The organism is Roseococcus sp. YIM B11640 (genome assembly GCF_049727625.1).
GTDB lineage: Bacteria > Pseudomonadota > Alphaproteobacteria > Acetobacterales > Acetobacteraceae > Roseococcus.
Map to the genome: position 1 here is coordinate 128,194 of NZ_JBBJOZ010000006.1, position 14,588 is coordinate 142,781.

At 71.6% G+C, this 14,588-nt stretch carries 13 protein-coding genes; 7 read left to right on the forward strand and 6 right to left on the reverse strand.

Annotation, left to right across the window (positions count from 1 at the left end):
* Positions 1 to 33: 33 nt before the first annotated feature.
* The 4 genes from WJM96_RS20710 (at position 34) to mutL (ending at position 5,251) form a co-directional block, all read left to right on the forward strand.
* Positions 34 to 1,314, forward strand: a complete 1,281-nt coding sequence (locus tag WJM96_RS20710; protein ID WP_424814455.1) for a M16 family metallopeptidase — start codon at positions 34 to 36, stop codon at positions 1,312 to 1,314.
* Positions 1,315 to 1,384: 70 nt separating this feature from the next.
* The gene (gene pgi / locus WJM96_RS20715; RefSeq protein WP_424814456.1) at positions 1,385 to 3,004 is read left to right on the forward strand and encodes a glucose-6-phosphate isomerase; all 1,620 of its coding nucleotides are present in this window, start codon (positions 1,385 to 1,387) and stop codon (positions 3,002 to 3,004) included.
* Between the two features lie 4 nt (positions 3,005 to 3,008).
* Positions 3,009 to 3,533 (forward strand): sugar O-acetyltransferase, encoded by a 525-nt coding sequence (locus WJM96_RS20720; RefSeq protein WP_424814457.1) that lies wholly within the window; start codon positions 3,009 to 3,011, stop codon positions 3,531 to 3,533.
* Positions 3,530 to 5,251, forward strand: coding sequence for a DNA mismatch repair endonuclease MutL (mutL, locus tag WJM96_RS20725; protein ID WP_424814458.1), 1,722 nt, complete (start codon positions 3,530 to 3,532; stop codon positions 5,249 to 5,251). Before WJM96_RS20720 ends, mutL begins: the two co-directional genes overlap by 4 nt.
* Here mutL and WJM96_RS20730 read toward each other — a convergent pair.
* From WJM96_RS20730 to WJM96_RS20750, 5 genes are read right to left on the reverse strand one after another with little or no spacing between them, the layout of a single operon-like run.
* Positions 5,215 to 5,853: a hypothetical protein gene (locus WJM96_RS20730; RefSeq protein ID WP_424814459.1), complete on the reverse strand. Its 639-nt coding sequence runs from the start codon at positions 5,851 to 5,853 to the stop codon at positions 5,215 to 5,217. The two genes, mutL and WJM96_RS20730, sit on opposite strands and share 37 nt — an antisense overlap.
* A complete protein-coding gene (locus WJM96_RS20735; protein WP_424814460.1) occupies positions 5,841 to 6,899 on the reverse strand; it encodes a glycosyltransferase family 4 protein in 1,059 nt (352 codons plus the stop codon). The genes WJM96_RS20730 and WJM96_RS20735 overlap by 13 nt, the downstream gene beginning before the upstream one ends.
* Positions 6,900 to 6,922: 23 nt before the next feature.
* A complete protein-coding gene (rsmD, locus tag WJM96_RS20740; protein WP_424814461.1) occupies positions 6,923 to 7,471 on the reverse strand; it encodes a 16S rRNA (guanine(966)-N(2))-methyltransferase RsmD in 549 nt (182 codons plus the stop codon).
* Entirely contained in the window at positions 7,468 to 8,226 is a 759-nt protein-coding gene (locus WJM96_RS20745; protein ID WP_424814462.1) for a pseudouridine synthase, read from the reverse strand. The genes rsmD and WJM96_RS20745 overlap by 4 nt, the downstream gene beginning before the upstream one ends.
* On the reverse strand, positions 8,223 to 8,936 hold the full coding sequence (locus WJM96_RS20750; protein WP_424814463.1) for a gamma-glutamyl-gamma-aminobutyrate hydrolase family protein: 714 nt from the start codon (positions 8,934 to 8,936) through the stop codon (positions 8,223 to 8,225). Before WJM96_RS20750 ends, WJM96_RS20745 begins: the two co-directional genes overlap by 4 nt.
* A gap of 79 nt (positions 8,937 to 9,015) precedes the next feature.
* Here WJM96_RS20750 and WJM96_RS20755 point away from each other — a divergent pair, with 79 nt between their 5' ends.
* From WJM96_RS20755 to WJM96_RS20765, 3 genes are all read left to right on the forward strand, one after another.
* Positions 9,016 to 9,456 carry a nucleoside deaminase gene (locus tag WJM96_RS20755; RefSeq protein WP_424814464.1) on the forward strand — a complete coding sequence of 147 codons (441 nt, stop codon included), beginning with the start codon at positions 9,016 to 9,018 and terminating at the stop codon, positions 9,454 to 9,456.
* A gap of 64 nt (positions 9,457 to 9,520) precedes the next feature.
* On the forward strand, positions 9,521 to 13,060 hold the full coding sequence (locus tag WJM96_RS20760; RefSeq protein WP_424814465.1) for an autotransporter outer membrane beta-barrel domain-containing protein: 3,540 nt from the start codon (positions 9,521 to 9,523) through the stop codon (positions 13,058 to 13,060).
* A 162-nt stretch (positions 13,061 to 13,222) separates the two neighbouring features.
* Positions 13,223 to 13,522, forward strand: a complete 300-nt coding sequence (locus WJM96_RS20765) for a hypothetical protein (protein WP_424814466.1) — start codon at positions 13,223 to 13,225, stop codon at positions 13,520 to 13,522.
* A gap of 63 nt (positions 13,523 to 13,585) precedes the next feature.
* Here the strand turns inward: WJM96_RS20765 and WJM96_RS20770 are convergent, their stop codons facing one another.
* Positions 13,586 to 14,560: a tripartite tricarboxylate transporter substrate binding protein gene (locus WJM96_RS20770; protein ID WP_424814467.1), complete on the reverse strand. Its 975-nt coding sequence runs from the start codon at positions 14,558 to 14,560 to the stop codon at positions 13,586 to 13,588.
* Between the last annotated feature and the right edge of the window lie 28 nt (positions 14,561 to 14,588).

Sequence of the window (14,588 nt, forward strand, 5' to 3'; positions counted from 1 at the left end):
GCCGGATGTCCGGGGCGCAGCAAGGTTGCTTCCATGACTGATACGCTTTTCGGCGTCACCCTCCCGCCGCGGCGCGGATTCTCCGTGCCCATCCAGATGGTCGAGCAGGACGGTATCTCCGCCTGGCTGGTCGAGGATCACTCCGTGCCGGTGGTCTCCGTCGCCTGGGCCTGGCCCGGCGGCGCCTTCCTCGACCCGCCGGGGCGCGAGGGCGTGGCGAGCATCGCCGCCGCCATGTTGAGCGAGGGCGCGGGCGACCTGAACAACGTGGCCTTCGCCGACGCCGCGCGCGATGCGGGCATCGAGCTCAGCTTCGGCAGCGGGCGCGACAGCTTCGAGGGCACCTTCCGCGCCCTGACCGATGCGCTGCCGGAGGCCGTGCGCCTCACGCGCCTCGCCATGACGCGGCCGCGCCTGGATGCCGATGCGCTGGGCCGCGTGCGGGCGCGGGCCGTGCAGGCCTCCCGCCAGTCGCTGGAGACACCGGCGGGCCTCGCGCGCCGTGCCTTCTGGGAGGCGGGCTTCCCGCGCTTCCCGGCTGGGCGCCTTTCCACGCCCGAGAGCCTGGCCGCGGCGGACGAGCCGGGCATCCGCGTCTGCCTCGCGGGCCAGCTCCAGCGCGAGGGGCTGCTCGTCGCTGTCTCCGGCGCCATCGACGAGGCCGGGCTGCGCGCCCTGCTGTCGGAGCTGTTCGGCCCGCTGCCGCAGGGCCAGGCCACGGTTACGCCGCCGCTGCCGCCGCTCGCGGCCTATGGCGTGACGCAGCGCCAGAAGGCGGCGCCGCAATCGACGCTGGTCTTCGGCCAGGACGGGCTGCTGCCGACCGATCCGGACTGGGAGGCCTTCCAGACCGTGCTCCGAATCCTCGCGGGCGGCGGGTTCCAGAGCCGGCTCATGAAGTCGGTGCGCGAGGAGCGGGGGCTCACCTACGGCATCGGCGCGGGCCTCGACCTGCTCTTCGGCAAGGCCATCGTCATCGGCAATGTGCAGACGGAGAATGCGAAGGTGGGCGAGGTCTGGGGCCTCGTCCGCGCGGCCTGGGCCGAGATGGCGGCGAATGGCCCGACGGAGGCCGAGGTCGTGGACGCCGTCGCCTATCTGGGCGGCTCGCTGCCGCTGCAGTTCACCGACAGCCGCCGCACCGCGAACCTGCTGCTCAACCTGCGGCAGACGGGGCGGCCGCCCGAGTGGCTGGCGGGGCGCCCCGCGCGGCTGGCCGCGCTGGACCGCGCCCGCGTCGCGGCCGCGGCCGGGCGCCTTCTGAAGCCGGAAGGGCTGGTGCTGGCGGTGGCCGGCGAGCCGCAGGGCCTGTGAGCGGGCGTCCGATGTTTCGCTCCAGCACATGCCTCGTTAACCTAAGCGCATGAACCATATGGATTCGCGAATGGCCGACACGTTGGAGACAGCCTGGGCGCGACTGAAGGAACTGGCGGCACGTCCCGATGCGACGGAGATCCGTCCGCTCTTCGCCGCGGATCCCCAGCGGTTCGCGACTTTCTCCAACCGCGGCGGCGGATTGCTGCTGGACCGCTCCAAGACCTCCATCTCGCCCAAGGTTCAGGCCGCGCTGCTCGATCTCGCGGAAGCGACGGGCGTCGAGGCGCGGCGGGATCTCATGGCCTCGGGCGGCGTGGTGAACCCGACCGAGGGGCGGGCCGCGCTGCACATGGCGCTGCGCGGGTCGCTCGAAGGCGTGCCCGAGGCTTCCGCCGATGCGGAGCGCACGCTGGAGCGCATGCGCGTCTTTACCGAGGCGGTGCATCGCGGCGAGATCCGCGGCGCGACCAACCAGCGCTTCGACACGGTGCTGAACATCGGCATCGGCGGCTCGGATCTCGGCCCCGTGATGGTGACGCGCGCGCTGTGGCGCGCGGGCGACCCGATGCGGCCCATCCACCTCGGCAATGTGGACGGCCATGGGTGGGAGGCGGTGCTGCCGCAGCTCGACGCGCGGCGCACGCTGGTGCTCATCGCATCCAAGACCTTCACGACGCAGGAGACCATGGCCAATGCGCGCCTCGTGCGCGCGTGGATGGAGGCCAGCGTCGGCAAGCTCGGCGCCGCGTCGCATTTCGTGGCGCTGTCGACGAACATGGAGGCGACCGAAGCCTTCGGCATTTCCGCTGACCGGGTCTTCCCCTTCCACGACTATGTGGGCGGGCGCTTCTCCCTCTGGTCGGCGATCGGCCTCTCGCTCGCGCTGTCGCTGGGCTGGGAGCGGTTCCGCGAATTGCTGGACGGCGCGGCGGCGATGGATCGCCATTTCCTCGAGGCGCCGCTCGAGCAGAACCTGCCGGTGCTGCTCGCGCTCACAGAGCTCTGGCACGTGAACGGTCTCGGCCTGAACCGGCGCGCGGTGCTGCCCTATGACGAGCGGCTGCGGCGGCTGCCGGCGCATCTGCAGCAGCTCGAGATGGAGAGCCTGGGCAAGCGCGTGACCATCCATGGCGCCTCGGTCCCGCATGCGACGGGGCCGATCGTCTTCGGCGAGCCCGGGACCTCGGCGCAGCACAGCTTCATGCAGCTGGTGCATCAGGGGCCGAAGCCGGTGCCGGTGGATTTCATCCTGATCGCGCGGCCGGACCATCGCCATGCGGAGAACCACCGCATCCTGCTCGCCAACGGGCTCGCGCAGTCCGAGGCGCTGCTCGCCGGCCGCAACGCGGCGCAGGTCGAGGAGGATATGCGCCGCGCCGGCGCCGATGACGCGACCATCGCGCGCCTCGTGCCGCATAAGATCTTCCCCGGCGACCGGCCGTCCGTGACGATCGTGCTGCCGCAGCTGGACCCCGCGACGCTGGGCGCGTTGATCGCGCTCTACGAGCACAAGGTCTTCGTGCTGGGCACGCTTTGGAACATCAATCCTTTCGACCAGTGGGGCGTCGAGCTCGGCAAGGTGCTGGCGACGCCGCTGGTGAAGGAGCTGGAGCAGCGCCGCCCGGCGCCGGGGCACGATGCCTCGACCATCGGGCTGCTGACCGAAGTGCTCCGCCTGCAGGAATAGCCGCATGCGAAGCATGCGCGAGCGGATGCTGGCGGGCGAGGACTACCGCGCCGCCGACCCGGAGCTCCAGGCCGAGGCGGCGGCCTGCAAGGCCTGGCTCGCGCGCTACAATGCCGGCGCCGCCACGCTGGCCGAGCGACTGGCGGAGGTAGGCGAGGGCGCGGTGATCCGCGCACCCTTTCACTGCGACTACGGCTTCAACATTCGCCTCGGCGCCGGGACTTTCCTGAACTTCAACTGCGTCGTGCTGGACGTGGCGGAGGTCACCATCGGCGACTGCGCGCAGATCGGACCCGGCGTGCAGCTTCTCGCCGCCGACCATCCCCGCGATGCCGCGCGGCGGCGCGAGGGCTGGGAATCCGGCAAGCCCATCCATATTGGCGCCGACGTCTGGATCGGGGGCGGCGCGCTCATCCTGCCCGGCGTGACGGTGGGCCAGGGTGCCATCGTCGGCGCGGGCGCCGTCGTGACGCGCGACGTGCCGCCGGGCGCGACCGTGGTGGGGAATCCCGCTAGGCTCCTGCCGTGACGATCCGGCTTCTCCCCAACACCACCGCGAACCGCATCGCCGCGGGCGAGGTGGTCGAGCGCCCGGCCGCCGTGGTGAAGGAGCTGGTGGAGAACGCGCTCGACGCCGGCGCCCGGCGCATCCGCGTGGCGCTGGAGGATGGCGGGATCGGCCGCGTGCTGGTCGAGGATGACGGCTGCGGAATCCCCCCCGCCGAGCTGGAGCTCGCCGTCGAGCGCCACGCCACCTCCAAGCTGCCGGAGGAGGCGATGCTCTTCGCCATCGGCACGCTCGGCTTCCGGGGCGAGGCACTGCCTTCCATCGGCGCGGTGGCGCGCCTCACGCTGACCTCGCGCATCGCGGGGGGCGAGGCGCATGCCATTGCCGTGGAGGGTGGGCGCAAATCCGCGGTGCAGCCGGCCTCGGGCGCGCCAGGCACGCGGGTGGAGGTGCTCGACCTCTTCTTCGCCACGCCCGCACGCCGCAAGTTCCTGCGCACCCCGCGCGCCGAGGCGGATGCCGCGCTGGATGCGCTGCGCCGCTTGGCGCTGGCCTGGCCGGAGGTGGGCTTCGAGGCGAGCCTCGATGGCCGCCGCGTGCTGAACCTCGACCCGGCCTCGCGCGAGGGCCGTATCCGCGACCTGCTGGGCGCCGACTTCGCCGCTGCCTCGCTGCCGGTGCGGGCCGCCGTGGGCACGCTCTCCATCGAGGGGCTGGCGGGCGGCCCCGCCTTCACCCGCGCCACGGCGGCCGAGCAGCATCTGGTGGTGAACCGCCGCCCGGTGCGGGACCCGCTGCTGCGCGCGGCGCTGCGCGTCGCCTATCGCGAGGTGATGATGCCGGGGCGCCACCCGGTGGCCGCGCTGTTCCTGGAGCTGCCGCCCGGCGAAGTGGACGTGAATGTGCACCCCATGAAGACGGAGCTGCGGTTCCGCGAGGGCAATGCCGTGCGGGGCGCGGTCATCTCCGCGCTGCGGCGGGCGCTCGGCCAGGGTGTGGGCGAGGCTTCGCCTGCCAGCATGGGATATGCCGGGCCGGCGCGCCTCAGCTTCTCCGTGCCGCCGCCGGCGCCGCGCGGCTTCTCGGAGGCGCCGCTGCCGCTCGGCTTCGCGCCGCCGCGCCCGATGGAAGCGCCGAGCGTGGCCGCGCCCGTGCCGGAGGACCACCCCCTCGGCCGCGCGCTGGCGCAGGTGCTGGACACCTACATCCTCGCCGAGGCGCCGGACGGCGCGCTCATCCTCGTGGACCAGCATGCGGCCCATGAGCGCCTGACGCATGAGCGCCTCGCCGAGGAGGTGAAGTCGGGCGGCGTGCGGACGCAGGCGCTGCTGCTGCCCGCCGTGGTGGAGATGCCCCGGGCCCATCGCCTGGCCGAGGCGGCGCCGGAGCTGGCGAAGCTCGGGCTGGAGCTGGAGGGGTTCGGGCCCGGCGCCGTGCTGGTGCGCGCCATGCCCGCGCTGCTCGGCAATCCCGACCCGGCGCCCCTGCTGCGCGACATGGCGGAGGAGCTGGAGGAGAATGGCGAGGGGCTTGCGCTCGCCATGCGGCTGGACGCGGCGATCGCGCGGCTCGCCTGCCATGGCAGCATCCGCGCCGGCCGGCGGCTCACCACGGCGGAGATGGATGCGCTGCTGCGTGCCATGGAGCGCACGCCGCGCGCGGCGACCTGCAGCCATGGCCGGCCGACCTTCCTCAAATTCGGTCAGGCCGAGTTCGCGCGGCTCTTCGGCCGGAGCTGAATGCCCTCCCAAACCAGCTCGCAGGCCGTGGGCGCCTGCAGGCTGAGCGTGACCGGCGCCTCGCCGCCGCCGCTGAGGCGCGCGAGCGGCCGGTGGCCCCGCAGGACGGCCAGCACGGGCTCCGCCTCGTCGGTCAGCGGGAAGGGCGGCAGCGTGATCCAGGCGGCCTCGCCCGCGCCGAGCCGCAGAAGCGGCCGGGCGGGGCCGGCCCCGATCTGGGCGAGGCGTCCCGGTCCCAGGATGGCGGCGGCGTGCCAGTGCGTCTCGGGGACAGCTCCCTCATCGGCGGCGGTGAGGCGCCAGAGGCGGCAGGCGGGTGTCGCGGGCGCCGCGTCGCGGGCGCAGGTGAGCCGGACCGGCGGCCCCTCCGCGCGGATGGCGAAGGGGCCATCGCCGGTCTCGCCCAGCAAGGTCCAGCCGGCCTCGCGCGCGGGCTGGCGAAGGGCCCAGCCCGCTCCTTCGAGGATCAGGGTCGAAGAGGGCGAGGGAGCCGCGACATGCAGCGCGACGAGGCCTGGCATGGGCAGCTCCAGCCGCCGCGCTGTCTCGCCCAGCCAGAGGGGGGTGGCGGCCGGGTGGCGGTGAAGGATCAGGGCCGGCATCGCGCGACCTCGGCGGCGAGCAGCCAGCGCGTGCGGGCGATCATGGCGGCCTCGTCCCATTCCTCGACGGCCGCGCGGGCCGCGGCGACGCGGGCGGCACGGCCTTCGGGATCGGCCATGGCCTCGGCGAAGACCCGGCCGATGTCGGCGGGCTCGCGGGTGACGAGATAGGCCTGCCGGGCGGGGTGGTCCCAGGCCTCCAGGCTCTCGCGCGAGGCGAGGATGGGCACGCCGGCCCAGGCGGCCTCCTGCACGGCCAGGGGAATGCCGCCCTCATGCTCGGAGATGTGGAGCAGGGCATCGGCGCAGGCCAGCACGGCAGGGATGTCGGGGACATGGCCCAGCAGGTCCACGCCCTGCTTCCCGCGGAGCGCCTGGGCCAGTGGGCCTTCGCCCGCCAGCACGACGCGCGCCGGGGCGATGTGGCGGGCGATCTCCGGCGCGCGGTCCGCGCCCTTCCGCTCGTCGAGCCGGCCGACCTGCAACAGCAGCCGGCCCTCCGGCAGGCCATAGCGCTCGCGGTCGGCGGGGCGGGCGTTGGGCGGCGGCAGGCCGTTGGGGACGGCGGCGACCTGCCCCGGCGCCAGCCCGAACAGCGCCTCCAGCCGGCGCGCGGCCGGGGCGGAGACGGCAGCCCATCCCGGCGTGAGGGACGGGAGCATTTCCCGTTCGCTGGGGCCGACGACCCAGTCGGCGCGGACGAGATGGGCCATGGCGAGGCTCGGCACCCCGGCTTCCCCCAGCGCCCTTAGCGCGCCGAAGCCCTCGGTGGGCAGGGGGCAGCAGACCAGCGCGGCCTGGGGCCGCCAGGCGGGGAGCAAGGGCGCGAGCGCCGCCTGTTGCTGACGCTGGCCGGCCGTGAAGTCCAGCGCCTCGGGCGGACGCAGCGGCAAGGCGATGCTTTCGCAAAGCGCGAGCCGGCCGGCGGCGCCCGCCAGGACTTCCGCCGGGGCGGCGACCATGACTTCGGCGCCCTGCGCGGCAAGGCCGCGTGCGACCTGGAGCGTCTGCATCTCGGCGCCCCCGAAATAAGGGGAGGGGATCACGACCAGGATCCGCCCGGCCCCGATCATCCCCGGAGCACCAGCAGCCTGGCCTTGCCGTGGCTGCGGTCGGCGACGACCTCGAAGCGAGTCTCGGGCAGCGGGTCACGCGCGCCGAGCTCGGTGCAAACCAGCGCGCCGGCGGCGAACCAGCCGGCGGCGTCGAGCGCCTCCAGCGCTGGCTGCAGCAGGCCCGCGCCATAGGGCGGGTCGAGGAAGGCCAGCGTCGAGGGATGCAGCGGGCGTGGCGGATGCATCGCGTCGCCCGCGATGACCTGCGCCTCGGCGCCCGGGCAGTTCGCGATATTGGCGCGCAGGGCGGCCAGCGCCGCGCGGTCGCGCTCGATGAAGGCTGCGCGGGCCGCGCCGCGGGACAGGGCTTCCAGCCCCAGCGCGCCGGTGCCGGCGAATGCGTCCAGGACATGGGCGCCGTCCACGAGGTCGCGCCCGGCCCAGGGCGCGTGCCAGAGCATGTCGAACAGGGCCTGGCGCGCGCGGTCGGAGGTGGGCCGGGTGGCCTCGCCCGTGGGCGCGGCCAGGCGCTTGCCCTTCCACTTCCCGGAGATGATCCTCATCCCCGCTTCCGCACCGGCGCTTCGAGGCCGAGCTGCTCGCGCAGGACCTTGGGATTCACCTCCTCCACGGCGCCGCGCTCGAGCTGGCCGAGCTGGAAGGGGCCGTAGGCCACGCGCAGCAGCCGCGAGACCTCGAGGCCGAGATAGGCGAGCACGCGGCGGATCTCGCGGTTCTTGCCCTCGTGCAGCGCCATGGTGAGCCAGGCGTTGTCGCCCTTGCGGCTGTCGAGCCCGGCCTCGATGGAGCCGTAGCGCACGCCCTCGATCGTGATGCCCTGCTTGAGGCGCGCCAGCATCGCCGTGTCGAAATGGCCGAAGACGCGGACGCGGTAGCGGCGCACCCAGGCGTTGCTCGGCAACTCCAGCCGCCGCGCGAGAGCGCCGTCATTGGTGAGCAGCAGCAGCCCCTCGCTGTTCAGGTCGAGCCGGCCGACCGAGATGAGACGCGGCAGGGCGGGGGGCAGGCGTTCGAACACCGTGGGCCGCCCCTCGGGGTCGCGATGCGTCGTCACGAGGCCGGGCGGCTTGTGGTAGCGGAAGAGGCGCGTGCGCTCCGGCTCGTGCACCACCTGGCCATCGACGGTCACGATGTCCTGCGGCTGCACGAAGGTGGCGGGCTGCGTGACGGGCTTTCCGCCCAGTTTCACGCGGCCCTCGGCGATGATCTTCTCGGCGTCGCGCCGGCTCGCCACGCCCGCGCGAGCCAGCCACTTGGCGATACGCTCACCGCGGGCGGCGTCTTCGTCCTCGCTCATCGGCAGGCCTCCACGAAGGCGCGCAGGATCAGCGGGTCGGCAGGATCGACCGCGTATTCCGGGTGCCATTGCACGCCGAGGGCAAAGCGATGGCCGGGCGCCTCGATGCCCTCGATCAGCCCGTCGGGCGCGGTGGCGTTGACCAGGAGCCCGTTGCCGACCGCCTTCACGGCCTGGTGATGCGCCGAGTTCACCGCCATGCGCGCGCGGCCCGTGATGCGGGCGAGGAGCGTCCCGGGCGCGATCTCGACCTCGTGGCCCGGCTCGGTGCGCGGGTTGGGCTGCTCATGCGCGATGTCGCTCGGCAGCTCGTCGGGGATGTGCTGGATGAGTGTGGCACCCAGCGCCACGGCGAGAAGCTGCTGGCCGCCGCAGATGCCCAGCACGGGCGCGTCGCGTTCCAGGGCGCGGCGTGTCACGGCGAGCTCGAAATCCGTGCGGCCGGGCTTGAGCGTGACCTTGGGGTGGGGCTTCTCGTCGCCCCAGAGGGCGGGGTCCACGTCGAAGGCGCCGCCGGTGACGAGCAGGCCGTCGATCATGCCCAGGTAGTCGGCCGCCAGCGCGGGCTCGTGCGGCAGGGCGACGGGCAGGCCGCCGGCCGCGATCACGGCGCTGAAGTAGTTCTGCCGCAGGGCATACCAGGGGAGCTTGGACCAGCCCCCCGCGGGCTCGGCATCGAGGGTGAGCCCGATCACAGGACGTTTCGTCATCTGCGCTGTAAAGCGGCGCGGGCGCGCGGGGGCAAGATCAAGTTTGCGCTCGGCGGTTCGCCCGGCCAGAACAGGGCGCATGACTCCCATGGAAATCGCGCTGGAGGAGGCGCGCGCGGCTGGCCTGCGCGGCGAAGTGCCGATCGGCGCTGCCGTGACCGCTGCCGATGGCCGCCTGCTGTCACGGGACGGCAACCGCGTCGAGGCGCGGCGCGACCCTTCGGCGCATGCGGAGGTGCTGGCGCTGCGCGCGGCGGCGGTCGCCGCAGGCGACAAGCATCTGGCCGGTGCCACGCTCTGGGTGACGCTGGAGCCCTGTGCGATGTGCGCCCAGGCCGCGAGTCTCTTCCGCGTGGGGCGCGTTGTCTTCGGCGCCTACGACCCGAAGGGGGGCGGGACGGAACATGGGGCGCGGGTCTTCTCCCACCCGCAATGCAATCACGTGCCGGAAGTCGTCGGCGGCGTGCGCGAGAGCGAGGCGGGGGCGATGCTCAGGGAGTTCTTCCAGGCGCGGCGCTAACTTTCGTTGTTGCAGAAATAGTTAGAAAAGCATGAAGATATAGGAATCTTTCCGGGGGACGTGGATGCGGCAGGCATTGCTGGCGGGCGTGGCGATGATGCTCGCGCCCTCGGCCTGGGCACTGGACGCGACCTGGTCGGGTTCTGTCAGCGGCGATTTCGGACTCGGCGCGAATTGGGTGGGCGGCGCGGTGCCGGACGGCACGGCGAGCTTCGGCGCCGGGGCGGCGACCCGGCATCTGGACCAGGTTGCGCTGGGAGGCGGCTTCGGAGGCTTCAACTTCGCCGGCACGACGGGGCCTTTCACCTTCGACAATGTGGCGGGCGCCTTCACGGGCGCGGGGATCGTGAATGCGGATGCGTTCGCGCCCGTGCTGAACGTGGCGCCGGGGGCGACGCTTGCCTTTCGGAATCTCGCCTCGATGGGCAACGCACAGATTGTGCTCGGTGCCGGATCGACGCTGGATCTGTCCCAACATGGTGGCACGGTGCCCTTGGCGTCGATCAGCGGTGCGGCGAGCTCGGTGGTCGATCTGGGCGCGAGAAGCCTCATGCTCCCGAGCGGAACCTATGCCGCCAATCTCGCGGGAAGCGGAACCATCTATATCCAGGGCGAGGAAAACTACGTCGCCGGCAGCGCGGCCGACGTCACGATCCTGGGGAACGTCCCGCAACGGATCGGGATCGGCTATTCGACACGAGACGTGGCGGCGGGGCGGACGGTTCCCTACGCCACCCAACTTCAGCCGGCTGTCCTGCGGATCGGCAATGGCGGAACGACCGGGAGCGCGACCGGCGACATCGCGAATTTTGGCGCGCTGATCTTCAACCGCTCGGATGCGATCACCTATGGAGGCGTTATCAGCGGCTCGGGTGGGGTCCGTATCTCGTCGGACGTCACCTTCACGGGGGAGCACACATACTCCGGCGTAACGGTGATCGATCCGGCCGGCACCCTGCGTGTGGGCAATGGCGGGACCACCGGCGCGCTCCCGGATTGGAGTATCTGCTGGCCCCACGGCTGCTTCGCGGGTCGGCAAATCGTCAATGATGGGACGCTGATCTTCGAGCGATCCGACACCCATTCCTCCTCGTCCAACATCACGGGTTCGGGAGCGACCATCATCCCATCCGGCGAGTTGGTTCTGGAGAGAGGCGGCAGCATCGCGCAGGGCAGCATCCGCATCGCGTCCGGCGCGACGCTGTCGGCCTCGTTCGTCTCGGGTTCGGTGATCAATGACGGAACGCTGCGCTTCCTGGGCGAGTACGATTATAACCGTGGCACCTACGGAATTTTCCGAGGAAGCCTGACGGGCGCGGGTTCCGTGTCGGTCGGCCCCAATGCCGGTGACGGCATTACGATGGACGGCGAGAGCACGCTTGGAGGAAGCGTGACGATCGGCGGGAACAGCCGGCTCTTTCTCTTCGGAACGCATCGGTTCGATGGCGGCGTTTTCGTCGGCCCGAACGCCGTGCTGACGGTCGGAAACGCCGGCGACTTCCTGGTCCATCAGAGAGGTTCCGGAACGCTCGCTTCCGACGTGGTGTTGAATGGGGGAACCATCAGCTTCGAGAATCCGGGCACCCAGTCCTTCGCCAACCGGATCAGCGGTTCGGGGCAGGTGCTGGTCGACGCAAACTCCAGGATCGTCTCCCGCACCCGCCTTACCTTGACGGGCGACATCGCCCTTTCCGCCGGAGCGGTGACGGTTGGTTACGATTCGAACTGGCTTGCTTGGGCTTGGACGCCGCAATATGGGCGGCAGCTTTCGACCACGGTCCTGCAGATCGGCGACGGCGGCACGAAAGGCAGTGTTTCCGCCGATATCGTGAACTACGCGACATTGGCCTTCGCGCGCTCCGACGCCTACACCTATGGCGGCACGATTTCCGGTAATGGCCTGCTCCGCCAGCTCGGCCCCGGCGTCCTCATCCTGCCCGGCACGCACACCTACACGGGCCCCACGGAGGTGGCGGGCGGCACGCTCCTCGTGAACGGCTCCATCGCCTCATCCTCCGGCGTCTCGGTTCTCACTGGCGCGACGCTGGGCGGCACGGGCACGTTGCCTTCGGTAAGCGTGCAGGCGGGCGGCACCTTCGCGCCGGGCGCCTCGATCGGAACCGCCACGGTCAAGGGCAACCTGATGCTCGCCCCGGGCTCCATCACGGCGATGGAAGTCCAAGGGGCCGCCGCCGACCGCATCAACGTCTCCGGCATGGCGAGCCTGGGCGGCACGCTGCGGCTCGTCCCGCTGGGCGGCAACTATGCCTTCAACACGCCGTACACGCTGATCGCGGCCCAGGGCGGGCGCAGCGGGCAGTTCGCGACGGTGAACACCCAGGGCAGCTTCGGGGCGGGGATAGTGACGGAGGTCAGCTACACCAGCCAGGCTGTGAACCTCACCCTCGCGCCCGCGCCGCTGCTGGGGGTCGGCAACGGCACGGGCGTCAACGGCGACGGCCCGGTCTTCGCTGGCTTGCCGAACAACCCTGCCAACGTCGCCTCCGCGCTGGATGCGATGCGTGCCTCCGGCGGTGATCTGTCGGGTTTCTTCGGCCTCTACAATCTGCCGGCCAACCAGATCGGCCTGGCGCTGTCCCAGCTGACGGGCGAGGTCGCAACCGCGACGACGGGCATGGGCCTGCTGGCGGGGCAGGAATTCATGTCGACCATGCTCGACCCGTTCCGCGAGGGGAGGGAGACGCTGCTGGGCAGCCGGATCCGACCGGGCGAATCCGCCGATGGCGACGATTGGGGCGGCCCGCTCCCGCAACGCTACGCCGTCTGGGGCCAGGCGACGGGGGCCTATTCGCGCCTTTCGGGCGACGGCAGCGCCGGTTCGTCTACGCGCTCGGCGCGCGGGGCGGGCTTCGCGATGGGCTTCGACATGGCTGTCGGCCAGCAGAGCATGGTGGGCGTGGCCCTGGCGGCGGGTGAGACGAGCGCCTCGCTCTCCGGCGGCATGGGCTCGTCGCGGTCTTGGACGGGGCAGCTGGGCGTGAACGGGCAGACGCGGGCAGGGAGCTTCACCCTGGCGGGCGCGGTTGCGCTGTCGCTGCTGGATGTGGACAGCAAGCGGACGATCTACTTCGCGGGCGGCGATCAGGCGCGGGCGGATTACGGGGCGCGGGTGTGGTCCATGCGGATGGAGGGGCGGCATGACGGCCTCGCGCGCGGGCCGTGGCGCCTGCAGCCGCTGCTGGGTCTGCAGGCGCAGGTCGTGGACACCGACGGCTTCACCGAGCGCGGCTCGGCCATGGGCCTTCGCGTGAATGGCTCGACGAACAGCAATGTGCGGACGGAACTGGGCGTGCAGGTCGAAGCCATCGGCCGGATGAGTGGCCGCCTCGCCCGGGGCTTCCTGCGCGCCGCCTGGGCACACTACCTGATGCGCGAGCAGAGCTCGACCATGGCCTTCCTGGCCTTCCCGGGGACGGGCTTCGCGGCGCAGGGCGCGCAGCTCGACCGCGACAGCGCCGTCCTGGCCCTGGGTGGCGAAGCGGAGGTGGCGCCCGGCTGGATGCTCGGCGCCCGGCTGGACAGCGAGCTCTCGCCCAGCCTCTCCTCCATCGCCGGCACCATCAGGTTGCGCCACACCTTCTGAGCCGCCCTGTCCATCCCGCGATTTCGCAACCCCCCGGCTCCATCACCTATGGGAATGACGGTCATGTGACACGCGAACTGGTGGGACGCGGGTGATGGTGTATGTGTATCTACAACGAGACGGCCTATCCCGACCGCCCCGGTTTGATTGGGAACAATCGTCATGATCATTCGTAATGCTCTTCTGGCCGCTGCCTTTACCGGCCTGCTCTCGGCTTCCGCCTTCGCCCAGTCGGCGCCCCGTGGCCCCGTGCTGCAGGACGAGGGCTGGAGTCCGACCGTGGTCTACGATGCGCCTTCGGCGAATATCGTAGGCGGCGCCATCGCCTCGGTGACTGGAAGCCCCGATGCCATGCAGTACGAGACGCATCGCGTGGACGCCACGCAGCGCCCGGTCGCCCCTCAGGCCTACGTCTATGGCACGCGCCAGGCGTGGCAGATCGAGGTGGACAGCAACAGCTAACTGCTGCCGTTCGCGGAAACTTCAAGAAGGGGCCGGCGGAGCGATCCGCCGGCCCCTTTTCATTCAGCCCCCGAGCCTGAGGCCCAGGTCGCGCACCGTCTCGATCTCCTGTTCGTTCACGAGGCGGCAATCGTCCGCATAGCCCTCCGGGTCGAGGTAGCGCACGGGCATGTCGAAACGCGCCAGCACGGCCAGGTGCTGAGGATCATGGACCGCGAGCTTGAAGGCATCGTGGATCGTCATGATCACGTCGGTGGGCGTGCCGCGGGGTGCCGCGATTCCGTAGCTGCTCTCGGCCACATAGTCGTAGCCGAGCTCGCGGAAGGTCGGCACGTCGGGAAAGCGCGCAGCGCGGCTCGAAGTCCAGACGGCGAGGGGCCGTACGCGGCCTTCCAGCGCCATGTCCGCCCAGGCGGAGGTCTCGGCCGAGAAGTCGATCTGCCGCCCCAGCATGGCCTGCAGGTTGGGCGCGGCGCCCCGGAAGGCGACGGCGGTCCAGTCGATGTCGTCCTGCCGCGCCACGCGGCGCAGGACGATATCCGTGGTGTTCGCGCCGGGGGTGCCGAAGAAGACCTTGCCTGGATTGGCTTTGGCGTGGGCGATCAGCTCCGGCATGGTCCGCCAGGGCGCATCGGGCCGGACGACCACGCCGCCCATGTAGCCGACCATGCGGATGATCCAGGCGAAATCCATCAACGGGTCGATGGGCGGCGTCATCCCCGCCGCGCGCATGAGCGCGGGCATGCGGAAGGTGCCGTTGGGCATCTGGCTCAGGGTGTAGCCGTCGGGCTTGGCGTCGCGCATGGCCTGGGGGCCGAGCGTCCCCGAGGCGCCGGGACGGTTCTCCACCACGATGGGCTGGCCGAGATGCCGCGAGGCGATCTCGCAGACCGTGCGCATCTGGATGTCGGTGGCGCCGCCCGGTGTCCAGGGAACGAAGACGCGCAGGGGCTTGTCGGGGAAACGTGGCTGCGCCGAAGCCAGGGCGGGCGCAGCCAGCGCCGCCGCGAGGGCGACGCGGCGCGTGACGAGGACCATGGACCGCTTTCCTCCACTTTGACGTGGA